Source organism: Porphyrobacter sp. AAP60 (assembly GCF_001296025.1).
Taxonomy (GTDB): Bacteria; Pseudomonadota; Alphaproteobacteria; order Sphingomonadales; family Sphingomonadaceae; genus Erythrobacter.
Window position 1 is genome coordinate 521,802 of sequence record NZ_LJHV01000008.1, and the last position, 22,769, is coordinate 544,570.

Sequence of the window (22,769 nt, forward strand, 5' to 3'; positions counted from 1 at the left end):
TGCCCGTAGCGTAGCGAAGGAATAGCACCGAGGACGAAGGCGCGGAGGCGCCTTCGCAACCCGGACGCCGCGCCTATTTGTTCAACCGCTCGCGGATTTCCTTGCCGGCCTTGAAATAGGGCACGCGCTTGGAAGGCACGTCCACCGTTTCGCCGGTGCGCGGATTGCGCCCACTGCGGGCTTCGCGGTCACGCGTCGAAAACGCGCCGAAGCCGCGCAGTTCCACCCGGCCCCCCTCGGCCAGTCGCTGGGCGATTTCATCGAAGAAGATATCCACGACCTGCTCGATTTCATCTGCGCGCAGTTCGGGATTGTCTTTATGCAATTCCTGCAACAATTCGGATCTGATCATAGTGATCTCCCGATGCCCATGGTCGGTCGAGCCGCCATATCACACCGCTATGCGGGTTGCCCCGTTGTTTCCTCAACTTGCCTCCGACCCGTGAGACGCCCCCATTAGTCGCGGCGCGGGGGATAATGCAATCCCGTCATGCACCAACATGAACAGACTGTCATAAAACGGGAAAGCAAGCAACCTTCAGTAATGTCAGTAACGTGGCCTGTTACGAGGTCAGGGCAAGATCCGCCGGGCTGAGACCGAGGCGCTGCATCCGCTGCCGGATTTCGGGCCATTCTTCGCGCAGGAAGGCCTCGCGTTCGGTGCTGCGCAACCGTTCCGCTGCGCCGCGCACGACATACATGCCAACCCCGCGCTGCACTTCGACCAAGCCATCATTCTGGAATTGCTGATAGGCTTTCGCCACGGTCAGCGGGTTCGCGCCCTGCTCTGCCGCCAGCGCCCGCACCGAAGGCAGCATCGCGCCTTCGGGATAATCGCCCGCGATAATCGCAGCGGCAATCTGGTCGCGCAGCTTGAGATAGACGGGCCGGTTGGGGTTCATGGCAATCAGGTGTCCCTTGCGAGGTGCATCAGTGCCATAATACAGCCATGCGGTCAAGGTGAGGGAGACATGGTTTCACTCGCAACAAAAGCTTCACATGACCGATTGAGGCGCTAGGTTGCCCCCCCATGGGATCGCGTCCGAGGGGCGCGCAGAAGGGATATCTGCTTACATGGCTACTGCTGAGCTTCCGCACGGGGACAGCGCCGGGACTTTCCTCGGCCACCCCAAGGGACTGTTCGTCCTGTTTTTCGCCGAGATGTGGGAGCGCTTTTCCTATTACGGGATGCGCGCGCTACTGATCTTCTACCTGACCAAGCATTGGCTGTTTTCCGATGGTGAGGCGGGGGTCATCTACGGCGCCTACACTGCGCTGGTCTATATCACGCCGGTTCTGGGCGGCTATCTGGCTGACAGGTATCTGGGGCAGAGAAAGGCCGTAACCTTCGGTGCGGTGCTGCTCACCTTCGGCCACTTCCTGATGGGCTTTGAAGGCAGCGGGGGGCAGGATGCCTCGGCCTTGAATGTTTTCTGGTTGGCGCTGGCTTTCATCATTGTGGGTTCTGGCTTCCTCAAGGCGAACATCTCGGTGATCGTCGGCCAGCTTTACCCGCGCACCGATGTGCGCCGCGACGGGGCTTACACGATCTTCTACATGGGCATTAACCTCGGTGCGTTCCTCGGTTCGCTGCTGTGCGGCTATCTGGGTGAGACCTATGGCTGGGCCTATGGCTTTGGCGCAGCGGGTTTCGGGATGTTGCTCGGCCTGCTGGTGTTCGTGGTGTTCAAGCCGCTGCTGCTGGGACGAGGCGAAGCACCTGCGCCGCTGAGCAAGGGCATGGAATGGGGCCTCTACGCCATCGGCGTCCTGGCTGTCGGCGTGTGCTGGTGGATGGTGCAGAACCAGTCGGTGGTCGGCACCTTCCTCGGCATCGCGGGTGTGGCGCTGCTGGCCTATGTGCTGTTCACCGCCGTGGTGAAACTCGAACCGCATGACCGTGACCGGATCTTCGCGGCGATGTTCCTGATCATCGGCTCGATCCTGTTCTGGGCGCTGTTCGAACAGGCCGGTTCTTCGCTCAACCTTTACACCGATCGCCATGTCGATCGCTCGATCTTCGGTTTCGAAGTTCCTGCATCGGTGTTCCAGTCGGTCAATGCGGCCTATATCGTGCTGCTCGCACCTCTGTTCGCGGCGGCGTGGACATGGCTGGGCCGCCGGGGTCTGGAACCGTCGGCACCGGCCAAGTTCGGGTTGGCGCTGATGCAGCTGGGTGCCGGCTTCCTGGTGCTGGTGGCAGGTGCGGCAAGCGGGAACCTTACCCCGGTGCTGTTCATCTTCCTGATCTATCTGCTGCACACCACCGGCGAGCTGTGCCTGTCGCCGGTCGGACTTTCTGCGATGAACCGTCTTGCGCCCGCGCACATGGCATCGCTGATCATGGGGAGCTGGTTCTTTGCATCGGCCACCGGCAACTTCGTGGCGGGTCTGATTGCTGCGGCCACGGGTTCCGAGCGGGCTTCGGGCGAAGGCGCGGGCAAGCAGGTGGTGCTGGATGTCTACAACCAGATCGGCTGGATTGCGGTTGCGGTTGGCGTAGGTGTGCTGGTGATCAGCCCGCTGATCAAGAAGCTGATGCATCTCGATACGCTAAAGGATGATGATCTTGCGGGCGATGCCGAACTGGCCGAGCCGCAGGCTGCGGGTATCCGTCCGGCCACCCGTCCGGCGGAATAGACCAAGCGGACACTCGTATCGTCCAAACGTATAGACACCCTTCGGATTTCCCGTCACACCTTGCGGCACGGAAATCCGAAGGGGCTATCGATGCTTTCAGAATACACGCTGCGGGCGCGCATGGGCGCGCTTGCCACTTTGGCCAGTGCTTTTGCGCTCTCGGCCTGCGCCACCACTGGCACGGCGGGCGATACCGCCAGCGCCTCTGACAGCAAGGCCAAGACCTTCGCCGCCAGGAGCGAAAGCGAAGGCGTCTTCCCCTCGACCTACAAAGCCTACCCCAACATCGCCACCGCGATCCGCGGCGCGACCATCTATGATGGCAAGGGCGGCAGGATCGAAAACGGCGTGGTTTTCATGTCGGGCGGCAAGATTACTTCGGTGGGCGGGCCTGACACCCCGATCCCCGCTGATATCGCGGTGTTCGATGGCACCGGCAAGTTCGTCACCCCCGGCATCATCGACATTCACTCGCACCTTGGCGATTACCCTTCGCCCGGCGTGCAGGCACACTCGGACGGGAATGAGGCGACCTCGCCCACCACGCCCGAGGTTTGGGCTGAGCATTCGGTCTGGCCGCAAGACCCCGGTTTCAGCCGCGCCATGGCCAATGGCGGGATCACGGCACTGCAGATCCTGCCCGGATCGGCCAACCTGATGGGCGGACGCTCGGTCACGCTCAAGAACGTGCCCGGCCGCACCGTGCAGCAGATGAAGTTTCCCGGCGCGCCTTACGGCATGAAGATGGCCTGCGGTGAAAACCCCAAGCGGGTTTATGGCGGGCGCGGGCGGATGCCTTCGACGCGGATGGGCAATTTTGCCGTCAACCGTGAAACATGGCTCGACGCGATCGATTACGCCAACAACGACAAGGCGAAGCGCGATCTCGGCAAGGAAACGCTGGTCGGCGTGCTGAAGGGCGAAATCCTGATCCACAACCACTGCTACCGCGCCGATGAAATGGCGCTGGTGCTCGATATGGCCAAGGAGATGGGCTACAAGGTCAGCGCCTTCCATCACGCGGTCGAAGCCTACAAGATCGGCGATCTGCTGCGCGAAAACGACGTGTGCAGCGCGATCTGGGCCGATTGGTACGGCTTCAAGATGGAAAGCTATGACGGCATTCTGGAAAACGCCGCCTTCCTGCAACGTGAAGGTGCCTGCGTGGTGATCCATTCGGATGACGCGAACGATATCCAGCGCCTCAATCAGGAAGCGCGCAAGGCGCAGAAGGCGGGCCTTCGCCTCGGCATCGACATCCCCGATGCGACCGTGATCCAGTGGATCACCTACAACGCTGCCAAGGCGATGGGGATCGAGGACATGACCGGCAGCCTCGAGGTCGGCAAGATGGCCGATGTGGTACTGTGGAACGGCGATCCGCTGAGCGTTTATACCCGGCCCGAAAAGGTCTGGATCGACGGCGCGCTGATGTTCGATGCGATGAACCCCAAGACAAGGCCGGTGAGCGATTTCGAGCTTGGCCAGCCCGGTGAAGGAGATGTGAAGTGAAGCGGATCCTTCAACTTGCGGTATGCGCGACAGCCCTCATCGCCGCCAACCCTGCCTTTGCGCAGGACGTGGTGATCGCCAATGCTCGTCTCGTGATCGGCGACGGTTCTGCCCCGATCGAAGGCGGAGTGGTCATCGTCGATGATGGCAAGGTGGTGTTTGCAGGCAAGCCTGCTCCCGGCCAGCGCTTCGAGACCGACATCGTGATCGATGCGGGCGGCGCGTGGGTCACACCCGGCCTGTTCGCGACCGTCACCACGCTTGGTCTGGCCGATGTGTCGGCAGTGGGCGAATCGAACGATATCACCGCGCGCGGATCGCCGTTCAGCGCTTCGCTCGATGCTTCGACAGCGATCAACCCGACCTCGCAGCACATCCTCGTCCACCGCGCCGCCGGAATCACCCGCGCCGCGACCACAACGATGCCTTCGGGCTCGATCTTCGCAGGCCAGGGCGCGATCATCGATCTGGATGGTGACAGCCGCCCGGTGATGCAGGCGCGCGCTTTCCAGATGATCAATCTGGGCGAAGGCGGGGCCGATCTGGCAGGTGGCAGCCGCGTTGCTGCCCACGTGCTGCTGCGTTCTGCCCTGCGCGAGGCGCAGGCGCTGTCCGGCAAAAGCGGCATTCCGCAGACCACCGAAATCGCCAAGGGTGATGACGTGCTGCTCAGCCGCTTCGATGCCGAAGCGCTGGTGCCGGTGGTGACAGGGCAGCAGAAGCTGTATGTCGCCGCCGATCGCATGGCCGATATCCGCGCTGTGCTGGCACTGAAATCGGAGTTTCCGCGGCTCGATCTGGTGCTGGTCGGCGCGACCGAGGGATGGCTGGTCGCGAATGACATCGCCGCTGCGGGCGTTCCGGTGATCGCCAACGGTCTGATCGACCTGCCCGAAACCTTCGAACAGCTCGGTGCAACCCAAAGCAATGCCGGAAGGCTTGCGCAGGCCGGCGTCAAGGTTGCGATCAACGCTGCGACCATGCAGGATCCGCGCCGCTTGCAGCAGGTGGCGGGCAACCTTGTGGCGCTGACCCGCGTGCCGGGCGCTGCCGGGATGGACTGGGGCAAGGCCTTTGCCGCCATCAGCTCCGTCCCAGCTGACATCAGCGGCATGGGCGGCAAGGCCGGCGTGCTGAAGGCAGGCGCGCTGGGCGATGTGGTCATGTGGGATGGCGACCCGCTCGAAGTCGGTTCGGTGCCGACGCGGGTCTTTATCGGCGGGGTCGAACAGGATCTCACCAACCACCAGACCCGCCTGCGCGATCGTTACAAGACGCTCGATGAAAGCGCGCGTCCCAAGGCTTACGACTGGTAATGCGCGTGTCGAACAGGGCGGTTGCCGCCGCATTGGCCAGCGCGCTGCTGATTGCCGCTCCACCCGTTCTCGCGCAGGACGGGGAGAGCGACGATGCAGCCCAGGGTAATGCGCAAGACCCTGCGTGGCACGCGCAGCAGCAGATCTATCTGCTGGGCCTGACCGCCGCAGACGGCTGGCATTTCGTCGATGGCGGGGTGCGCTGGCGCTGGCTCACCTATCGTGCGTCGGACCGCAAGCCGACCGTCGCTGACGAGGTCACCGTCCATTACGAAGGCCGCCTGCTTGATGGCACGGTGTTCGACAGTTCCTACGCGCGCGGCGAGCCTGCAACCTTCCCGCTTTCGCGGCTGGTGAGGGGGTGGCAGCTCGCCATCCCGCAGATGGGCGTGGGCGAGACCATCGAAATCGCGATCCCCGCAGACCTCGCTTACGGCCCGGTCGGGCGCGGGCCGATTCCGGGCAATGCGACGCTGGTTTTCAAGGTGGAACTGATCGGGATCGCAGACTAGGTTCGGCCAGCCCGGGGGAGGGGCGGGACATGAACGAAACTTTATGGATTCTGGTTGCGGCGAATATCGCCTTTGTCGGCACGCATTTCGCCATGTCGCACCCCTTGCGGGCGCCGCTGGTGAAGGCCTTGGGCGCGGGCGGGTTTCAGGCGGCCTATACGCTGGTCAGCTTTGCCACGCTGGCGTGGGTCTATTTCGCCTTCAAGGCCGCCCCGCCTGCCGATTTGCCGGGTTCGGGAGAAATCGGGTGGATCATTGCCACTTTGTTGACCCTGCCCGCAATGATCCTGCTGGCAGGATCGCTGATCGGCAATCCGGCGCTGCCGACACCCATGGCCGAAGCGCAGGCGCGGGCCGAACCCGGCGGCGTGTTTCTTGTCACTCGCCACCCGATGATGTGGGGGATCGGCCTGTGGGCACTATCGCATATCGTCCTGTGGTGGAGCACCCGCACGCTGGTGCTTGCGCTGGCGATGGGTTTTCTGGCGCTGGTCGGCGCGCATATGCAGGATCGCAAGAAGGCGGCGCTGATGGGCGATGCCTGGGCCGAATGGTCTGCCAAGACCAGTTACTGGCCGCGTTGGGGCAAGCTCTTCAGCGTGGGCGCTGTGCCGCTGATAGTGGGACTGGCGCTGTTCGCGGGCTTCAGCTGGCTCCACCTGTGGCTGGCGGGGATTCCGGCGGGCGTGCTGCGCTGGCTTTAAAGGCCCTGCGCTGACAGCCACGCCAATTGCGCGGCCTGAACGGCGGGGTCGAGCGAGATCATGTGATCGGCCCCCGGAACAGCGCGGAATGTCGCGCCCGGTGTCGCTTCGGCCAGCTGTTGGCCGAGGTCAAAAGGCACGACGGAATCAGCCGTGCCGTGGACAATCAGCACTGGTGTAGCCAGCGCGGGCAGTTTCGCCCGGTTGTCGAACCGGTCGCGCACCAGCCAGCGGGCAGGCACAAAAGGCATCGCGTGGGCGGCGGCATCGGGCACCGAAGTAAACGGCGCGAGCAGGATCAGCGCGGCGGGCGAAACCTGGCGTGCCATTTCGGTCGCGGTGCCGGTGCCGAGCGAATGGCCGACGATGATCGTTTGCGCGGGCGTGATGTTCCGGGCGGCAAGGAATGCCATCGCCGCGTGCCCGTCCCGATAGAGGCCCTGTTCCGAAGGCGCGCCCGGATTGCCGCCATATCCGCGATATTCCACCAGCAGCACGCCATATCCGCGCGCCGCATACCCTTGCGTTTCCTGCGCCGCCAGCGCCAGTGATCCGCCGTTGCCGTGGAAATAGGCGATGGTGGGCCTGCCCGCGTCAGGCTCGCGCCAGTGCGCCTGCAAGGCGAGGTCGTCTGTCGTGGTCAGCGTGGCCGTTGCAAAGCCCGGTGCGGGGTCGTGAAATTGCTGCGGCGCAGGATAGATCAGGCTGCGCTGCGCGAAAAACAGCGCCGCCACTATGGCGAGATAGGCGATCACAGCCCCGATCAGCAGGCGCCGGGCGAGTTTTGCCACCCGCCTATTCGCCAGTGAACACCGCGGCGCGCTTCTCGATCAATGCCGCCACCCCTTCGGCATGATCGGCGGTGGTGTGCATCATTGCCTGCGTGTTCGCGGCGAGTTCCAGCGCGGTGTCGTAACTGGTCTGCTGGCCTTGCCGCAGCAGGTTCTTGGTGTGGCGCAGCGAGTGCGGGGGCAGAAGGGCGATCTTCGCCGCCAGCGCGCGGGCTTCGACCATCAGCGCGTCTGCTGCAACTACGCGGCTGACGAGGCCCCAGTCTTTCGCGGTGGCGGCGTCGATCACATCGCCGGTGTAGAACAGTTCTGCCGCGCGGCTCATCCCGATCACGCGGGGGAGGATCCATGTCCCGCCATCGCCGGGGATGATGCCGAGTTTGAGGAAGGTCACGCCGAACTTCGCGGCTTCGGAAGCGATGCGGATATCGGCAAGGCAGGCGACATCGCAGCCCAGCCCGATTGCCGGGCCGTTGACCGCCGCGATCACGGGGACGCGCAGACCATATAATGCACGCAGCATCTGGTGGATATTGTCGCGGTAACCGTCAGAAATGGCAGGCGTGGTGCCGCCGAAAGTGCCGGTCTTGTCGCGCATCGCCTTGATATCGCCGCCCGCGCTGAAGGCCCGGCCCGCACCGGTCAGGATCACCACCCGGCATTCCATGTCGCGGTTGATCGCATTGGCGACCGCCACGAACTCGTCCCCGTCGCCCGGCGCGCCGAGCGGGTTCATGCTCTCCGCCCGGTTCAGCGTAAGGATGGTGACGGGGCCTTCGCGGGTGACTTCAATCAATGACATGGGAAACCTTGCACATTTGCGATTAAGACTTCACGCTGCGTATAGGTGGGGTAAGGCAAGGGCAAGGCTGACAGCCTGACCTGACCGCTATTGATAGGGGGCTTGATCGCGGAGAACCGTTTTGCCGACCCTTTCATTGCTTGCTGCCTCCCCTCCGCTTTTGAGCGCCGTGCTGTCCGTCACTTCGCCGCTGCCTCCGCCAGGCCCTGCTGATGCCCTTCCCCTCGCGCCGATGGTGTGGAGCCTCACGCCGCAAGATGCTGGCGTGCAAGGCACTCTTCCGGAAGAAGGCCCGCCCGAGGGCGAAGAGGGCAACGAAATCATCATCGAGGGCAGCTATGGTCCGCCCGCCAGTGATCCGGCCGAGCAGATCAATGCCGAAAGCTACCGCCTTACCCAGGCGATGGATAATGTGCTGATCGAGCCGCTGGCCTATGCCTATCGCGATGGCCTGCCCGAACCGATCCGCGATGGCTTGGGCAATGTGGTGCGCAACCTTGGCGAGCCCAGCAATGCGCTCAATTATCTGCTGCAAGGCAAGGTCGGCAAGGCGTTCGAGACGCTAGGGCGGCTGGCGATCAATTCGACGCTGGGGATCGGCGGGCTGATCGATATCGCCGAAAAGCCGGGGATCGGGCTGCCTTACCGCCGCAACGGCTTTGCCGACACTTTCGGATATTATGGCGTAGGGGCAGGCCCCTATCTGTTTCTGCCGGTGACGGGGCCGACCAGCTTGCGCGATTTTATCGGCAACACGCTCGATCAGTCGCTGCTGCCATTTGCGCTGGGCAAGCCATTCAATAAGCCCGAATATGCGGTGACCTATTTCGTGGTCAACGGGCTCGACCAGCGGCTGGCGTTCGATGCCGAACTGGCGGAGATCGAGGCGTCCGACGATCCCTACGGAATGCGGCGCGATACCTATCTCGAACGGCGGCGGCGCGAGATTGCGGCGCTGAAGGGCGAACCGATGGACGCGCCTGAAGACGCTGACGAAGCCGCTCCTGCGCAGGATATACCCCCGCTCAGCCGCCTTTCGCTGCCCGAACGGTTGCAAATCGCCGCCGGAACAGTGCCCGAAAGCCGTTAGGCCCGCGCTTCTTCGGTCGGAAGCCCCGCGCTGTTGTGCTTCAGCGCCTTCAGCACCGTATCCACGATCTGCGGCGCGTTCAGGCCCGCCTCGTCATACTGCTTCATCGGATCGTCGTGATCGATGAAGGTATCGGGCAGGCGCAGCGTGCGCACCTTGAGGCCGTTATCGGTCAGCCCGGTGTCGCTGGCGAAGGTCAGCACATGCGCGCCCAATCCGCCGATCGACCCTTCCTCCACCGTCACCACCACTTCATGCTCGCGCATCAGGCGGGCGATCAGGTCTTCGTCCAAGGGCTTGGCAAAGCGCATGTCGGCGACCGTGGTCGAAAGCCCCTTGGCCTCCAGCACATCGGCGGCCTTCAAGGCTTCTGCCAGGCGCGACCCGAGTGACAGGATCGCGACCTTGCTGCCTTCACGCACCACACGGCCCTTGCCGATTTCCAGCTTCACCGGAACTTCGGGCATGGGTACGCCGGTGCCGTTGCCGCGCGGGTAGCGGAAGGCGATCGGCCCATCGTCATACTCTGCGGCGGTATAGGTCATGTGGACCAGTTCCGCCTCGTCGGCGGCGGCCATCACCACCATGTTGGGCAGCGTAGCGAGATAGGTGATGTCGAAGCTGCCTGCGTGCGTCGCACCATCGGCCCCGACCAGACCGGCACGGTCGATGGCGAAGCGCACCGGCAGGTTCTGGATGCAGACATCATGCACCACCTGATCATAGGCGCGCTGGAGGAAGGTGGAGTAGATCGCCGCGAAGGGCCGCATGCCTTCCGCCGCAAGGCCAGCGGCAAAGGTCACCGCGTGCTGTTCGGCAATGCCGACATCGAAGGTGCGGCTGGGGTGCGCCTTGGCGAACTTGTCCACCCCGGTGCCCGAAGGCATGGCGGCGGTGATGGCGCAGATGCGGCTGTCGCTTTCGGCCAGCTTGGCCAGCGTCAGGCCGAACACATCCTGATAGGCAGGCGCACTCGGCGCGCTCTTGGCCTTTTCGCCGGTAACGACGTTGAACTTGGGCACGCCGTGATACTTGTCAGCGCTGTTTTCGGCGGGCGCGTAGCCCTTGCCCTTTTCGGTGACGACATGGATCAGCACCGGGCCTTCCGAAGTATCGCGCACATTTTCCAGCACCGGCAGCAGGTGATCGAGATTGTGCCCGTCAATCGGGCCGACATAGTAGAAACCCAGTTCCTCGAAGAGGGTGCCGCCCGTTACCAGACCGCGGGTGAATTCTTCCGCCTTGCCGATGGTGTCGTGCATCCGGCGGCTCATCTTTTGGATCACGCGGCTGGCGAGGCTGCGGATGCCGAGATATTCGGAAGACGACACCATGCGCGCAAGGTAGGCCGAAAGCCCGCCGACCGGCGGCGCAATCGACATGTCGTTGTCGTTGAGGATCACCACGAGGCGATTGCCCGCCTGCGCGGCGTTGTTCATTGCCTCGTAGGCCATGCCCGCGCTCATCGAGCCATCGCCGATCACCGCGATGCCGCGCCCGGCCTTACCCTGCAACTTGTTGGCGATGGCAAAACCCAGCGCCGCGCTGATCGAGGTAGAGGAATGCGCCGCGCCGAACGGATCATATTCGCTCTCGCTGCGCTTGGTGAAACCCGAAAGTCCCCCGCCCTGCCGCAGGGTGCGGATGCGATCACGCCGCCCAGTAATGATCTTGTGCGGATAGCACTGGTGCCCCACGTCCCACACCAGCTTGTCATCCGGCGTATTGAACACGTAGTGGATTGCAACCGTCAGTTCGACCACGCCGAGGCCGGAGCCGAGGTGGCCGCCTGACGTGCTGACCGCATCGATCATTTCGGTGCGCAGTTCATCGGCGAGTTGGCGGAGCTGTTCGGGCTTAAGGCGGCGCAGATCGCTGGGTGTGTCAACCAGATCAAGCAGAGGCGTGTGAGGCGATTGTGTCATAGCGCCCAGCTTTACACACGGAAATCCGGCCTGTCGATTGAAGGCTTGCGCGAGATCAAATGTGAGGTTTCGCCGGGGGTCGCTGCCCCTGTGCAGGCCGATATGCCGCCTCTCAGGCGCAGGCCTTGCACAGCCCGCGGATTTCCAGCACCGGCCGCATTGCCTTGAAATTGCGGTTGCTGGCAATGGCGCGCACCGCGCGGCTGACTGCCTCGTCATCGACATGGGCGGCTTCCCCGCATTCGTCGCACACCAGAAAGATGCAGTCATGTGCGCAGCCGGGGTGGGTGTTGGCGAGATAGGCGTTGGCGCTTTCCACCCGCATCGCAAGGTTGTTCGCCACAAACACATCGAGGATGCGATAGACCGAATTGGGCGCCACCCGCTTGCCGCGCGATGCCGAAAGGTTATCGGCTATGTCATAGGCGGAAACCGGGCGTTCGTGGCGGGCGAGTTCGGTAAACACCGCCTCGCGCATGCTTGTCCACTGTTCGCCCGCCGCGATCAGCGCGCGCGAAGCCTCTGCCACCAGCTCATCGCCGGTGAGTTCGTGATGGGGGCGGCCGTGCGCCGCCAGATGGGCTGAGTGTGGCATGGCGGCAGATATAAGCAGCGCGCACGGGGAAGTGAAGCCGTGCAAATAGTTAAGCCGCGCGCCGGTGTTCGGCCCGGCGTTCAGCCCCCGTCGCGCAGGAAGCTGGCGCGGTATTGCTGCGGGAACATCGTCTTCAAAGCCGCCACCTTGGGCGCATCCCAGCGCACGATATAACCCGAACGCGGGTTCTTGATCATGTAATCCTGATGATAGGCCTCGGCAGGGTAGAATGTCTTGTAGGGCTCGATCGCGGTGACAATCGGGCGCTTCCACAGCCCGGCCTTGCCCAATTGTGCAATGTAGGCCTTGGCCACGGCTGCCTGTTCCGCGTTCATCGGCACGATCGCGCTGCGATAATGCGCGCCGACATCGGGGCCCTGACGGTTCTTGAGCGTGGGATCTGCGACTACCGAAAAGTAGATGCGCAGCAGTTGGTCATACCGCACCACGGCGGGATCATAGGTGATCTTCACGCTTTCGGCATGATCGGTCATGCCGCTGGTGATGATGTCATACTTGGCGCTGGCAGCATTGCCTCCATGATAGCCCGAAACGGCGGCGGTCACGCCTTTGACATGGCTGAACACGCCTTCCACGCCCCAGAAACAGCCCCCGGCAAAAATCGCGGTCTTGAGACCTTTGGCCTCCTTGGCGGTGCGGGTGGCGGCGGGGGCGTTGACCGGCTCTTCAGCCGCGGTAGCCGGGCCGGCGCAGGCGCCCAGCGCCAGCGAACCTGCCGCAAGCAGCAGGGCAAGGGTGCGCATCACTTCGTTCCTTCGGGCGCAATCACGAAGTCTGCCGAAACTGCGGGCGCCTTGGGCATCTGTGCCGCAAGCGCCGGTGACGCCAGATCACCGCTCCAGCTTTGTGCATTCGCGCCGACCACCAGCACGGTGCCGACAACAAAGCCGATGCCGAAATTGCGGATGAGGTCAGTCGAAAACAGTCGCATGGTAATGGCTCGTGATTGTTGGTGTCCCGCGTATCCCTGCCCGATGCCGAATTGCAGCCGGATGAACATTGCGGTCAGGTGTGATTAGCGTTGCACACCCTGTTTAGTTACGTCGCCCCTGACAAATAGTTGCAAGGGCCGCGCAGCCGTGGCGGGCCGTGCAGGCCGCGCGACAGGATGGGTGGGGGCGCCGTTCCAACCCACCCGGCCCACAGGGCCGCAAGGCCGACCGGCCGCCCGCAGCTGCTCCGGAGCGAAGCGAAGGAAACGCAGCGAGGACGAAGGCGCGGAGGCGCCTTCGCAAAACAAAATCGTCCTCACGTAGCGAAGCGGTAGGACAACAAATCAATGCCGGAAATGCCGCATCCCGGTGAACACCATCGCAAGGCCTGCAGCATCGGCAGCGGCGATCACCTCGTCATCGCGGATCGATCCGCCCGGCTGGATCACAGCGGTCGCGCCTGCTTCGGCGGCGGAAATCAGACCGTCGGCAAAGGGGAAGAAAGCGTCCGAAGCCACCGCGCTGCCCACGGTGCGCGGCGCGGCCCAGCCGTGGGTTTCGGCGGCCTCCGCAGCCTTGATGGCTGCAATCCGCGCCGAATCGCGGCGGTTCATCTGGCCCGCGCCAATCCCGGCAGTCGCGCCGTCTTTGGCATAGACGATGGCGTTGGACTTGACATGGCGGGCGACAGTCCAGGCGAACAGGCAATCCTGCAATTCCTGCGATGTCGGCGCGCGTTTGGTCACGACCTTGAGATCATCGAGGCTGACCGATCCTGCATCCCGCGACTGGATCAGCATTCCGCCCGCGATGGTCTTCATCGTCAGGCCCGGACGGCGCGGATCGGGCAGTGTACCGCATTCCAGCAGGCGCAGGTTCTTCTTCCTGGCAAAGATTTCGCGTGCCTCGGCGCTGACCGAAGGGGCGATCACCACTTCGGTGAAGATCGCGCTGATCGCCTCGGCAGTGGCGGCATCCAGCTCGGTGTTCACGGCCACAATCCCGCCGAAGGCCGAAACCGAATCGCACGCCAGCGCCGCTTCCCACGCCTCCAGCAAGCTGCCCGACTGCGCCACGCCGCAGGGGTTGGCGTGCTTGACGATCACGACTGCGGGCGACTGTCCGGCAAACTCCGCCGCCAGTTCCAGCGCGGCATCGGCATCGTTGAGGTTGTTGTAGCTCAGTTCCTTGCCCTGCAACTGCGCCGCCTGCGGCACGCCCCTGGTACCCGCCACTTGCGGGACATAGATCGCCGCCGACTGGTGCGGGTTTTCGCCGTAACGCAGCGTATCGGCGCGCTTCAATGCGATGGGCAGCGTATCGGGGAAAGGTGTCGTCTCGCCTTCGGGATCACCAAAGGCGAACCAGCTGGCAATCGCGGAATCATAGGCAGCGGTGCGGGCATAGGCCTTGCCCGCCATGCGGGTGCGGAACCCTTGCGTGGTCGCACCGTCATTGGCGCCGAGTTCCGCCAGCAGTGCGGGATAGTCTGCCGGGTCGGTCAGGATGGTTACAAACCCGTGGTTCTTGGCGGCTGATCGCACCATCGAAGGGCCGCCGATATCGATATTCTCGATGATTTCCCCGCGGCTCGCCCCCTTGGCCACGGTCGCCTCGAACGGATAGAGGTTGACCACCACCAGATCGATCGCGCCGATGCCGTGGGCCTCCATCGCGGCGACGTGTTCGGGATTGTCGCGCAGCGCCAGCAGCCCGCCGTGGACGGTGGGGTGCAGGGTCTTCACCCGCCCGTCCATCATCTCGGGAAAGCCGGTGAGGTCTGATACATCCTTCACCGTCAGCCCCGCATCGCGCAGCGCCTTGGCGGTGCCGCCGGTGCTGACCAGTTCGACACCCCTTGCGGCCAGCGCCGCACCCAATTCAGCCAAACCCGCCTTGTCGGACACTGACAGCAGCGCCCGTTTGATCACACCGTTGCTCATTGCAAAAGCCTACCCTGTTTTTCGTAAGCGCCAGGAGAATTGCCCCCCGCTGCGCAATGCCAGTCCTTCGATCACCAGCTGTTCGGTGGCGTGCGGGCGGCCTTCGCCGTCAACCCACAGGCTGTCCTCGGCAGACAGGGTGATTGCGTCGGCACCCGCCCTATCGCCGCCGAGCCGGAATTGCCAGAGCCGACCGTCGGGCAGCAGCAGGCTCGCCCCGCGCTTGTCGGGCGACAGCTGCACCTCGACCCCGCGCCCGAGATGGAACCGCAGCGCAAAGCCGATCTTGCCGCGCTTGCCGGTCTTGGTGGAGGGCACAAGGATGTCTTCCCCCGCCAGTTCGGTGCCATCGCCCGCCAGCGTCAGAATGCGCTGGTGGGTGAGACCGTAGCGGCTGGCATAGCCATCATGTGCGGCCTCGATCCGGGTGGCTTCACGTCCCTTGCCAGCGACTATCCGGCGCTCCACCTCGACCGTCTCGACCCCCTTGCCGAGCTGGCCGTTAAGCAGCACCGCGGTGGAATTGGCGTTGTCCAGCACCAGTGTGGAAAAGGCCGCCGTTGCGCGCAGCCCCTGACCGATGCGTGCGGGCACCTGTCCGCCAGCCAGCGCTGCGCCGCCGCAATTGACGATAATCCGCTGCGGCCCGTCCGACAATTCAAACGCCAGCGTCGATGCGCAGCCCACCCGCGCATGGCGCGCACGCGGCGGCGGGGCGGTGTCGAACTGTAGCAGGGTCTCGCCAGTCTTGACGCGCTGATATCCCCAGCTGGCGGTGGTGACGAGCGGACGGGTGCGCACGCCGGAGGCTTCGATCACGGCATTCACACGGTCGGCACAGATCGCGCCCTGCCCCTGCCAGCTGCCCAGCATCCCGTCGCCATGCCGCAGCGCCAGCAGCGGGGGGACAAGCAGTTCGCGCATCACCGCCAGCGCGGCGGGGGGTGTTATCCCGGCCGCATCGTAACAGGCGATCAGATCGGTCAGCAGACGGATCGCATCCAGCTGCGCGGCAGGACAGCGCGACAACACGCCGCCATCCTCGCCCACCATATCGCCCAGCGCCTTCACCAGCCCCGCCTCGCCGAACAGGCGGCGCGGCCTGCCATTGGGGAGCAGCAGGCCTGCCGCCACAATCCCGGCCCAGCCTGCCACCTGCCCGAAACCGGCACTCTCGCGCGGTGCCTTGCGATCGAGCCATGCCGCCGTGTCGGCTATTGCGGCCAGCACGCGCGATTTCAGGCCCTTGTCATTGCCCGCCAGCACCAGCGGGGCATGGACGAGCCATGCCACCAGCCGCAATCCCGCAAATTCAACGTCCCACGCCTGCCCCTTGCCGGGCTCGCGGTTGCCGTGGAGCCATTGTCCGGTGATCCGTTCGGCCACGGCAGACCCATCGGCGCGCGGGGCGCTGGCGGCAAGATCGGCGAGCCAGCTGAAGCTGTGCAGCACCCGCTCCACCCCCGGCGCATGGCGCGCGGCAGGGGCGAAATCGATGCTGGCAATCGGCAGGCGTGCGCCGTGGACAAGGAAATGTCCGGCGCGCAGGGCCGTGCCCGCCGCACGATCACCGCGATTGGGGCTATCCACCGTCGCCAGCACCCGCAAAGGCGGCGGGCGGCGGAACGGCATGGCAAGCGCATGGCCCGGCACCCCGAGGCGGTAGGCAAGCCGGATCAGCGCTTCGCCGGGGCCGCTGCGGATCGCGATAGCATCGCTCAGCGCCAGGGCGCGCGAAGGTTCTTCGGCCAGCGGTTCAGCGGAAGGATCGGCACGCTGCGTGACGGCGGGTTCGGGGCGATCGGCAAGAAGCAGCGCCGGGCTATCCGCCACCCGCTCCACCAGCGCATCGGCCCGGCGGCCCGCAGGTGTGCGCAGCAGCGTCGCCATCATCGCGCCCCTTTGAGGGCGGCGATATTGGCGGCGTAGCAATCCGGCCCGCCCTTGAAGGTGGCAGACCCGGCAACCAGCACATCGGCTCCGGCCTCCACGCACATGCGCGCGGTTTCCGCATTGACCCCGCCATCGACCTCCAAATGGATAGTGCGCCCGGAACGGGTGATCATCGACCGGATGCGCGCCACCTTTTCGAGCTGCGAAGGGATGAAGCTCTGCCCGCCGAAGCCGGGATTGACGCTCATCACCAGGATCAGATCTGCCAGATCCATGAGGTTATCGAGCACTTCAACCGGCGTGCCGGGGTTTATTACCACGCCTGCCTTTTTGCCCAGCGCCTTGATCGCCTGCAGCGTGCGGTGGATGTGCGGCCCGGCCTCGGGGTGGACAGTGATGATATCGGCGCCCGCTTCGGCAAAAGCGGCCAGATAGGGGTCAACCGGGGCGATCATCAGATGGACGTCAAACGGCTTGTTCGTATGCGGACGCAATGCCTTGACCACGTCCGGCCCGATGGTGATGTTGGGCACGAAATGGCCGTCCATCACATCAATATGGATCCAGTCCGCGCCCGCTGTGTCAACGGCGCGCACTTCTTCGCCCAGCCGCGCAAAGTCGGCAGACAGGATCGACGGGGAAATCAAAGGTGCAGGCATGGCGCGGCGCAGGCCCTTTCTGACGCTTGCCCTGCCATACGGGAGCCGCGAATCGGGCGACAAGCATGTTTCTCGCCTTTTCCACGGTGGCGATTCGGCGATCCGCGCCGGAACGTGTATCAATTAAGCCGCAATTCATGCGCCGCCGTTCAAAAGGCCTTTCGAACCGAGCGGCCCCGATGCCGCGCCGCCTAGCGCGCACTGCTCCTTCCCCCTCATATTGCGAGATGCTCATGAACCGGTTTTCCTCTCCCTTGCCGCTGCCCGATTGGCTGAACACCCGCCGCAAGGCCGCTTTGCCGGTAGCTGTTGCGGGGCTGGTGCTGGGCGGAATCGGTCTGGCCGGGCCGCTGGCGGCACAAGGCTTCACCTATGGGCGCACCACCTCCAATGACATGAGCCAGTGTTCCGGCGGAAAGGGCCCGGCGGTGCGGGTTGCTGTCAGCGGGCTGAAATCATCCGAAGGCAACCTGTTCGTGCGCGCCTACCCCGCCAACGGCAACGACTGGCTGAAGAGCAAGCGCTATATCGTGCGGGTCGATGCCAAGCCGCAACCCGGCGGCATGACCGCTTGCGTGCCGCTGCCAGCGGCGGGCGATTATGCCATCGCGATCCATCATGACGTTAACGGCAACCGCAAATCCGATCTGTCCGATGGGGCGGGGATGTCGAACAATCCGAAGATCAAGAAGATCCTCGGCCTCGTGCCGCGCCCGCCATCGGTCGACAAGGTGCGCTTCACTGCCGGTCAGGGCGTCACCCAGATGGCGATCACGATACAGTATATGTGAGCCACACTAGGCGGCGTTGCGCTGGCGGCGGCGGTGTTCGCGCAGATCCCACAGCACCTGCGGCGCGGCCAGCAGCGGGTAGCGTTCGCGAAACGGCGTCAGCTTGACCGGCATTCCGGTGTGACGCTCGATCTTCCACGCAGCATAGCGCGCCGCGCCTTCGAAGGTGGTGCTGCCCTTGATCAACCGCACCAGATTGAGCGGTTTGCCCAGTCGCCGCCGCCGTGCCCACCAGCCCAGCACCCTGCGCCGCTCTGCAGGGGTAAGCTGCGGTGACAGGATCATGCCATCCTGCACGGCCTCTATGCCTGCCGCTTCCCACGCCAGCGGCAGCAGCCCGGCAAAATGTTCGGCATTGACGCTGAGAATATCATTCTCGCGTCCGCTTTTCTCGACCCGGAATTCGGCCTTGTAGGTCGCACGGAACAGGGCGCGCCAGTAATCCTCGGCCGTGCCGCTGTCCGGCCCGATGGCGGCGGCCAGCCTTGCGGCGGTAGTGGCGGCAGCGGCAATGGCAGCGATCACTTCGGCGCGGGCGGCATCATCTTCGGCCCAGATCAGCGCGCTTGGTTGCACGAAGCGCGCCCAGATGGTGGTGTCGGTGGAAACGCCGCTCGCCGCGCGGGCGAAGGTTGCCAGCCGCATGGTCGCCACCTTGGCGCGTAGCATTTCAGCCTCGTGCGGCCGTTCGTGATAGCTGATTGTCGGCCAGATCGCGCTTTCCTGTGTGCCGGGCAGCAGGACGTAGAAATCGAGCACCCCGTCCAATGATCCGGTGCGCAGGTTCGATCCGTAGAACAGCACAGCCCTTGCACCCGCCGCATGGGCCAGCGCCTCGGCAAAAGCGGCTACGGCAGGATCAATCGGGGCATCGAGGCGCGCGGCGATCCGCGCCGCCAGCGCACTGGAACCCGTCGTCATGGCGTGACGAAGGCGAGCTCCGGCCCCTGTTCGATCCGGTAATCGCCAGCCGGAAAAGCCTCGCCATCAAGGATGAACTGCCCATCGATCGACAGGCTGAACTGGCTTGCGGCAAGCTGGTGAATCCCGCGCTCCCGCAAGGGCCCGCGAACCTTGCCCATCAGAATCAACGGGATCAACGCCGTGGTGCGGCGCGAAATCTGGTCGACCGCCACCAGTTTCAACCCCTTCTTCAAAGCGCCGAAGGGGCGGATTCCGGCTGGCAGCCGTTCCAGCGTGGAAGCAAACAGCAATTGCCGCATGTCCGGATTGCCGTGTCCGCTATGCGCCATCGGTGCGTCAGCCGCGCCAAGGCCGATCTGCATCCGTGCACCCTTGCGCCACGGGTTGGCACGGCTGGCGAACACCGATTGCAGCAGCGCCCACAAGGCGGTTATCGCCACCACCATGCTGTTGAACGCGCCCAGCTTGTGCGCGCTCTGCCCGGCCTGGGTCGCTTTGGTGAAAGCGCCCGCGCCAAGAATGAAGCCTGCCACGCGCGAAACGCCCGCGCCGTTTTCACCATCATCGGCCGATGAAACCGCCATGGGCCGACGCGAGGTGCGCCCGCCATGATCAAGCGCGTCAATCGCGTCCTGCAAGGTCCAGTCGTCAGGAATGCCGAGGTCGACTGTCAGCGCATTGGTTTTGCCCTTGGGCAGCACTGCCACCGCGGGCCAATCATCGCCGAAGATCGTCTGTCCGCAGGTCAACACGTCGCGCACGGTCCCATCGCCGCCGTTGATGACAAGGAGATCGATCCCCTTCTCGGCGAATTCGGCCAGCGCGATGGGCAATTGCCCGCGCTCACGCGGTTGGGCGATGTGGACATGGGGACACACGCCGCAGTCGAAATCGGCACCCAGATTGCGATGGCTGCGCGGGTTGTAAATCACCCCGACCGTCGGCGATTGCCCGGCATCGCGCACGCGGCGCGTGCGGACGCGCGGCGGCGCGGCGGGATAAGCCCGCGGAATCTGCGCAAACTCGTAGATCGACGTCGCCATGACTGTCCTATAGTGGTCGGGGAATTAACTTACTACCGTCATCTTTACGCGGAACCGTAACAATGCTGCAGTGCAAAGTCGGCGCTGCCGCCCGGATAACAAGGGGCGAAGCGACGGAAGCGGGCAGGAAGACGCCAGAACGGGGAACCGGGAGGGCAACGCTGGCGCACCCGACAGGATTCGAACCTGTGACCTCTGCCTTCGGAGGGCAGCGCTCTATCCAGCTGAGCTACGGGTGCATGGTGCCATGCGATGCGGTGCATCATTACGTGCGGGCGGGCGCTTAGCAAGGGGCTGGGCGCGGCGCCAGTCAATTGTTGGGGCGCGTCGCCCGGACTCGGCTGGCCGCAGCACCGGCACGGGTGGGCTTAACCAATCGGCAAGGTGCCATGCCTAGGCTCCTATCCCATGGCCACGCTTCCGCCCGAAACGATTCTCTCTCCCGGTTCCGGCGAACGGCGGGGCAGCGCCGCGCGCGATCCGCTGGTGGCGGCGTGGACGGCGTTGCATGGCCAGGCGGCGCAACTGGCGCTGCTGGCCCGGATCGCTCTCGAGCCGCAGGCCGATGAAAACGCGATTGCAGCCGCGCTGGACGAAGCCAAGCCGTGGCAGCAAGCGCTTGTCGCGCAAGGGATCGATGATGTTGCCACAATGCTCGACACCGGGCTGAAAGCGCTCGGCACATTGTCGCGCCGGGGGCAGGATACGGCTGCGCCCGCGCTGACCCTGTGGCGTGAATTCCATGCCGCGCGCACGGCCTTGCTGGGCGTGTTGGGAGCCACCGCGGCGGCTTGACTGCGTTCGCATTATGTTCCAACCGGATGCCATGTCCGGTGTTGCTCCGTTACCAACTGATTCGCTTGTGCAGGCCAGCCTTTGCGCTGCCGATGTGGCGCGCGGGATCGGGCGGTTGTTTGCGCGCAACGATATCTGGTGCCTGCCCGAAGTGCCGATCCGCAATGGCCGCCGCGCCGATCTGATGGGGATCGACGCCCGCGGGCAGGTGGTGATTGTCGAAATCAAGGTCGCCCGGGCAGATCTGCTGGGCGATAGCAAGTGGCCCGATTACCTCGATTTCTGCGACCGGTTTTTCTGGGGTGTGCCGCCGGGACTGGATCGTGCTCCGCTGGAGGGCGAGGCTTACCGGCCGGAAACCTGCGGGGTGATCGTGGCGGATGGATATGATGCCGAAATCCTGCGCCCGGCCGCGCTCGCGCCGCTGGCGGCGGCGCGGCGCAAGGTGGAGGTCGAACGGCTGGCGCGCATCGCCATGCGGCGGCACACAGCGTTGATCGATCCGCTGTGCGCGGCGATCGATACGCTGGCCTGATCCCCTGGCCTGATTCGCACTTGCAGAGTTTGCGCTGTCGCCGCCCTGCGAATTGCGGCATAACCTGCGGCAATGCTTCCCGCTGATACCCCAGTCCCGCTTGCGCTGCTGATCGCCAGTCTGGCCGTCACGGCAATCGTCGCATTGCGGTATCTGCTGACGAGCGGATTGTTCGCCATGATCACCGCACGCCTGCGGCCAGGCCTGTATGATGGCAAGCGTGCGCAGATCACGCGCGAGGTGCGCTGGTCGCTGCTTTCCGCTGCGATCTACGGCGTCCCTGCGGGCATCGTGCTGTGGGGCTGGCGCCATCACGGGTGGAGCCAGATCACCGCCGATTGGGCCGCGCTGCCGCTGTGGTATCACCCCCTCTCGCTGCTGATCTACCTGTTCGTGCAGGACACCTGCTTTTACTGGAGCCACCGCTGGATGCACCGGCCGCGCTGGTTCAAGCTGGCCCATGCCGTCCACCATCAGAGCCGCCCGCCCACAGCGTGGACCGCAATGAGCTTTCACCCCGTAGAGGCTGTGACCGGCGCGGTGGTGGTGCCGGTGCTGGTGTTTATGGTGCCGATCCACATCGCGACGCTGGGCATGGTGCTGACCATCGCCACGATCATGGGCGTAACCAATCACATGGGGTGGGAGATGTTTCCGCGCCGGCTTGTTCACTCCCCGTTGGGAAAGTGGCTGATAACGGCCAGCCACCACGAACGGCATCACGAGGAATATCAATGCAACTTCGGGCTGTATTTCCGCGTATGGGACAGGCTGTGCGGCACGGACAAAGGCTTCTCGCGCCGGATCGTGGCCGAGGCCGGGCACGCGCGCGAACCGGCCGCATTGTGAAACTGGCCGCGCTTGTGCTGGCTGGCAGTGCGGCGGGGCTTGCGGCTGCAGCCCCTGCCTACGCGGGCGATGTGGTGATTACCGTCAGCGATATCCGGTCATCCAAAGGCGTGGTGCGCGCCTGCATGACGATGCGCGAGGACATTTTTCCCAAATGCATCAAGGATGCCACCGCGCATCGCACCGTCGTGCCGGCCAGCGGCACTGTCGAAATCCGCTTCACCGGGGTGAAGCCGGGCGAATATGCGATCGCGCTGCTGCATGACGAGAACAACAACGGCAAGGCCGACCGGGCGATGGGAATGATGCCCAAGGAAGGTTACGGCTTTTCGCGCGATGCCCCCGTCAAGATGGCCCCGCCCAAGTTCAAGGACGCGGTGATGAAGGTGGGCGAAGGCAGCAACCGCGTGTCGATCAAGATGCGGTATTTCCTCTAGAGCGTCCCCCGCAAATCCGCCTCGCGTTTAACGTGATGTTTACCACGCCGCGCCACAAAG

At 64.4% G+C, this 22,769-nt stretch carries 24 protein-coding genes and 1 tRNA gene; 11 read left to right on the forward strand and 14 right to left on the reverse strand.

Translation table 11 applies throughout. The annotated features are described in order from the left end of the window. Positions 1–73: 73 nt before the first annotated feature. Together IP79_RS08405 and IP79_RS08410 are read right to left on the reverse strand one after the other, a co-directional pair. Positions 74–352, reverse strand: coding sequence for an integration host factor subunit beta (locus IP79_RS08405; RefSeq protein WP_054118766.1), 279 nt, complete (start codon positions 350–352; stop codon positions 74–76). Positions 353–563: 211 nt separating this feature from the next. Further along, positions 564–902 carry a GntR family transcriptional regulator gene (locus IP79_RS08410; protein WP_054119025.1) on the reverse strand — a complete coding sequence of 113 codons (339 nt, stop codon included), beginning with the start codon at positions 900–902 and terminating at the stop codon, positions 564–566. A 172-nt stretch (positions 903–1,074) separates the two neighbouring features. Here IP79_RS08410 and IP79_RS08415 point away from each other — a divergent pair, with 172 nt between their 5' ends. The 5 genes from IP79_RS08415 to IP79_RS08435 all read left to right on the forward strand — a co-directional run bounded on the left by IP79_RS08415 (position 1,075) and on the right by IP79_RS08435 (position 6,684). Continuing rightward, the gene (locus IP79_RS08415; RefSeq protein ID WP_054118767.1) at positions 1,075–2,640 is read left to right on the forward strand and encodes a peptide MFS transporter; all 1,566 of its coding nucleotides are present in this window, start codon (positions 1,075–1,077) and stop codon (positions 2,638–2,640) included. Between the two features lie 90 nt (positions 2,641–2,730). Continuing rightward, positions 2,731–4,152: an amidohydrolase gene (locus IP79_RS08420; protein WP_233994136.1), complete on the forward strand. Its 1,422-nt coding sequence runs from the start codon at positions 2,731–2,733 to the stop codon at positions 4,150–4,152. Further along, entirely contained in the window at positions 4,149–5,468 is a 1,320-nt protein-coding gene (locus IP79_RS08425; RefSeq protein ID WP_054118768.1) for an amidohydrolase family protein, read from the forward strand. The genes IP79_RS08420 and IP79_RS08425 overlap by 4 nt, the downstream gene beginning before the upstream one ends. Then, complete coding sequence (locus IP79_RS08430) at positions 5,468–5,980, forward strand: FKBP-type peptidyl-prolyl cis-trans isomerase (RefSeq protein ID WP_054118769.1); 513 nt, start codon at positions 5,468–5,470, stop codon at positions 5,978–5,980. The genes IP79_RS08425 and IP79_RS08430 overlap by 1 nt, the downstream gene beginning before the upstream one ends. Before the next feature lie 29 nt (positions 5,981–6,009). Next, positions 6,010–6,684: an NnrU family protein gene (locus IP79_RS08435; RefSeq protein WP_054118770.1), complete on the forward strand. Its 675-nt coding sequence runs from the start codon at positions 6,010–6,012 to the stop codon at positions 6,682–6,684. Here IP79_RS08435 and IP79_RS08440 read toward each other — a convergent pair. Both IP79_RS08440 and IP79_RS08445 read right to left on the reverse strand, forming a co-directional pair. Continuing rightward, positions 6,681–7,475: an alpha/beta hydrolase gene (locus IP79_RS08440; protein ID WP_054118771.1), complete on the reverse strand. Its 795-nt coding sequence runs from the start codon at positions 7,473–7,475 to the stop codon at positions 6,681–6,683. The genes IP79_RS08435 and IP79_RS08440 overlap by 4 nt on opposite strands. A 4-nt stretch (positions 7,476–7,479) precedes the next feature. Continuing rightward, on the reverse strand, positions 7,480–8,277 hold the full coding sequence (locus IP79_RS08445) for a crotonase/enoyl-CoA hydratase family protein (RefSeq protein WP_054118772.1): 798 nt from the start codon (positions 8,275–8,277) through the stop codon (positions 7,480–7,482). A 169-nt stretch (positions 8,278–8,446) separates the two neighbouring features. Here IP79_RS08445 and IP79_RS08450 point away from each other — a divergent pair, with 169 nt between their 5' ends. After that, positions 8,447–9,367: a VacJ family lipoprotein gene (locus IP79_RS08450; RefSeq protein ID WP_233994153.1), complete on the forward strand. Its 921-nt coding sequence runs from the start codon at positions 8,447–8,449 to the stop codon at positions 9,365–9,367. On the opposite strand, the gene dxs is transcribed toward IP79_RS08450, so the two are convergent. From dxs to rpe, 7 genes are all read right to left on the reverse strand, one after another. Further along, positions 9,364–11,292: a 1-deoxy-D-xylulose-5-phosphate synthase gene (gene dxs, locus IP79_RS08455; protein WP_054118774.1), complete on the reverse strand. Its 1,929-nt coding sequence runs from the start codon at positions 11,290–11,292 to the stop codon at positions 9,364–9,366. The genes IP79_RS08450 and dxs overlap by 4 nt on opposite strands. 112 nt (positions 11,293–11,404) lie before the next feature. Continuing rightward, positions 11,405–11,887: a Fur family transcriptional regulator gene (locus tag IP79_RS08460; protein WP_054118775.1), complete on the reverse strand. Its 483-nt coding sequence runs from the start codon at positions 11,885–11,887 to the stop codon at positions 11,405–11,407. An 80-nt stretch (positions 11,888–11,967) separates the two neighbouring features. Further along, a complete protein-coding gene (gene msrA, locus IP79_RS08465; protein WP_054118776.1) occupies positions 11,968–12,651 on the reverse strand; it encodes a peptide-methionine (S)-S-oxide reductase MsrA in 684 nt (227 codons plus the stop codon). Continuing rightward, entirely contained in the window at positions 12,651–12,839 is a 189-nt protein-coding gene (locus tag IP79_RS08470; protein ID WP_054118777.1) for a hypothetical protein, read from the reverse strand. The genes msrA and IP79_RS08470 overlap by 1 nt, the downstream gene beginning before the upstream one ends. 345 nt (positions 12,840–13,184) lie before the next feature. After that, on the reverse strand, positions 13,185–14,783 hold the full coding sequence (gene purH / locus IP79_RS08475) for a bifunctional phosphoribosylaminoimidazolecarboxamide formyltransferase/IMP cyclohydrolase (protein ID WP_054118778.1): 1,599 nt from the start codon (positions 14,781–14,783) through the stop codon (positions 13,185–13,187). Between the two features lie 9 nt (positions 14,784–14,792). Then, a complete protein-coding gene (locus IP79_RS08480; RefSeq protein WP_054118779.1) occupies positions 14,793–16,673 on the reverse strand; it encodes a heparinase II/III family protein in 1,881 nt (626 codons plus the stop codon). Further along, the gene (gene rpe, locus IP79_RS08485) at positions 16,673–17,335 is read right to left on the reverse strand and encodes a ribulose-phosphate 3-epimerase (RefSeq protein ID WP_054118780.1); all 663 of its coding nucleotides are present in this window, start codon (positions 17,333–17,335) and stop codon (positions 16,673–16,675) included. The genes IP79_RS08480 and rpe overlap by 1 nt, the downstream gene beginning before the upstream one ends. Positions 17,336–17,568: 233 nt before the next feature. Between rpe and IP79_RS08490 the strand changes: the two genes are divergently transcribed. Then, positions 17,569–18,126 carry a DUF2141 domain-containing protein gene (locus IP79_RS08490; protein WP_082337144.1) on the forward strand — a complete coding sequence of 186 codons (558 nt, stop codon included), beginning with the start codon at positions 17,569–17,571 and terminating at the stop codon, positions 18,124–18,126. Between the two features lie 6 nt (positions 18,127–18,132). On the opposite strand, the gene IP79_RS08495 is transcribed toward IP79_RS08490, so the two are convergent. The 3 genes from IP79_RS08495 to IP79_RS08505 all read right to left on the reverse strand — a co-directional run bounded on the left by IP79_RS08495 (position 18,133) and on the right by IP79_RS08505 (position 20,332). Then, complete coding sequence (locus IP79_RS08495) at positions 18,133–19,047, reverse strand: hypothetical protein (RefSeq protein ID WP_054118781.1); 915 nt, start codon at positions 19,045–19,047, stop codon at positions 18,133–18,135. Beyond that, a complete protein-coding gene (locus IP79_RS08500) occupies positions 19,044–20,093 on the reverse strand; it encodes a diacylglycerol/lipid kinase family protein (protein ID WP_054118782.1) in 1,050 nt (349 codons plus the stop codon). Before IP79_RS08500 ends, IP79_RS08495 begins: the two co-directional genes overlap by 4 nt. A gap of 162 nt (positions 20,094–20,255) precedes the next feature. Further along, positions 20,256–20,332 (reverse strand) — tRNA-Arg (locus IP79_RS08505). Positions 20,333–20,501: 169 nt separating this feature from the next. On the opposite strand from IP79_RS08505, the gene IP79_RS08510 reads away from it, so the two are divergent. The 4 genes from IP79_RS08510 to IP79_RS08525 all read left to right on the forward strand — a co-directional run bounded on the left by IP79_RS08510 (position 20,502) and on the right by IP79_RS08525 (position 22,709). After that, positions 20,502–20,888, forward strand: coding sequence for a hypothetical protein (locus IP79_RS08510; protein ID WP_054118783.1), 387 nt, complete (start codon positions 20,502–20,504; stop codon positions 20,886–20,888). 31 nt (positions 20,889–20,919) lie between these two features. Further along, positions 20,920–21,423, forward strand: coding sequence for an MmcB family DNA repair protein (locus tag IP79_RS08515; RefSeq protein ID WP_054119028.1), 504 nt, complete (start codon positions 20,920–20,922; stop codon positions 21,421–21,423). Between the two features lie 72 nt (positions 21,424–21,495). Continuing rightward, a complete protein-coding gene (locus tag IP79_RS08520; RefSeq protein WP_054118784.1) occupies positions 21,496–22,272 on the forward strand; it encodes a sterol desaturase family protein in 777 nt (258 codons plus the stop codon). After that, entirely contained in the window at positions 22,269–22,709 is a 441-nt protein-coding gene (locus IP79_RS08525) for a DUF2141 domain-containing protein (RefSeq protein WP_324608182.1), read from the forward strand. Before IP79_RS08520 ends, IP79_RS08525 begins: the two co-directional genes overlap by 4 nt. Positions 22,710–22,769 lie beyond the last annotated feature (60 nt).

Bases quoted from the DNA above. Each gene is read 5' to 3' on its own strand.
- IP79_RS08470 (WP_054118777.1), bottom strand. From the start codon at position 12,839: ATGCGACTGTTTTCGACTGACCTCATCCGCAATTTCGGCATCGGCTTT.
- IP79_RS08435 (WP_054118770.1), top strand. From the start codon at position 6,010: ATGAACGAAACTTTATGGATTCTGGTTGCGGCGAATATCGCCTTTGTC.
- IP79_RS08510 (WP_054118783.1), top strand. From the start codon at position 20,502: ATGGCCACGCTTCCGCCCGAAACGATTCTCTCTCCCGGTTCCGGCGAA.
- IP79_RS08415 (WP_054118767.1), top strand. From the start codon at position 1,075: ATGGCTACTGCTGAGCTTCCGCACGGGGACAGCGCCGGGACTTTCCTC.
- rpe (WP_054118780.1), bottom strand. From the start codon at position 17,335: ATGCCTGCACCTTTGATTTCCCCGTCGATCCTGTCTGCCGACTTTGCG.
- IP79_RS08480 (WP_054118779.1), bottom strand. From the start codon at position 16,673: ATGGCGACGCTGCTGCGCACACCTGCGGGCCGCCGGGCCGATGCGCTG.
- IP79_RS08430 (WP_054118769.1), top strand. From the start codon at position 5,468: ATGCGCGTGTCGAACAGGGCGGTTGCCGCCGCATTGGCCAGCGCGCTG.
- IP79_RS08445 (WP_054118772.1), bottom strand. From the start codon at position 8,277: ATGTCATTGATTGAAGTCACCCGCGAAGGCCCCGTCACCATCCTTACG.
- IP79_RS08490 (WP_082337144.1), top strand. From the start codon at position 17,569: ATGAACCGGTTTTCCTCTCCCTTGCCGCTGCCCGATTGGCTGAACACC.
- IP79_RS08515 (WP_054119028.1), top strand. From the start codon at position 20,920: ATGTCCGGTGTTGCTCCGTTACCAACTGATTCGCTTGTGCAGGCCAGC.
- IP79_RS08420 (WP_233994136.1), top strand. From the start codon at position 2,731: ATGCTTTCAGAATACACGCTGCGGGCGCGCATGGGCGCGCTTGCCACT.
- IP79_RS08410 (WP_054119025.1), bottom strand. From the start codon at position 902: ATGAACCCCAACCGGCCCGTCTATCTCAAGCTGCGCGACCAGATTGCC.
- purH (WP_054118778.1), bottom strand. From the start codon at position 14,783: ATGAGCAACGGTGTGATCAAACGGGCGCTGCTGTCAGTGTCCGACAAG.
- IP79_RS08460 (WP_054118775.1), bottom strand. From the start codon at position 11,887: ATGCCACACTCAGCCCATCTGGCGGCGCACGGCCGCCCCCATCACGAA.
- dxs (WP_054118774.1), bottom strand. From the start codon at position 11,292: ATGACACAATCGCCTCACACGCCTCTGCTTGATCTGGTTGACACACCC.
- IP79_RS08500 (WP_054118782.1), bottom strand. From the start codon at position 20,093: ATGGCGACGTCGATCTACGAGTTTGCGCAGATTCCGCGGGCTTATCCC.
- IP79_RS08405 (WP_054118766.1), bottom strand. From the start codon at position 352: ATGATCAGATCCGAATTGTTGCAGGAATTGCATAAAGACAATCCCGAA.
- IP79_RS08495 (WP_054118781.1), bottom strand. From the start codon at position 19,047: ATGACGACGGGTTCCAGTGCGCTGGCGGCGCGGATCGCCGCGCGCCTC.
- msrA (WP_054118776.1), bottom strand. From the start codon at position 12,651: ATGCGCACCCTTGCCCTGCTGCTTGCGGCAGGTTCGCTGGCGCTGGGC.
- IP79_RS08520 (WP_054118784.1), top strand. From the start codon at position 21,496: ATGCTTCCCGCTGATACCCCAGTCCCGCTTGCGCTGCTGATCGCCAGT.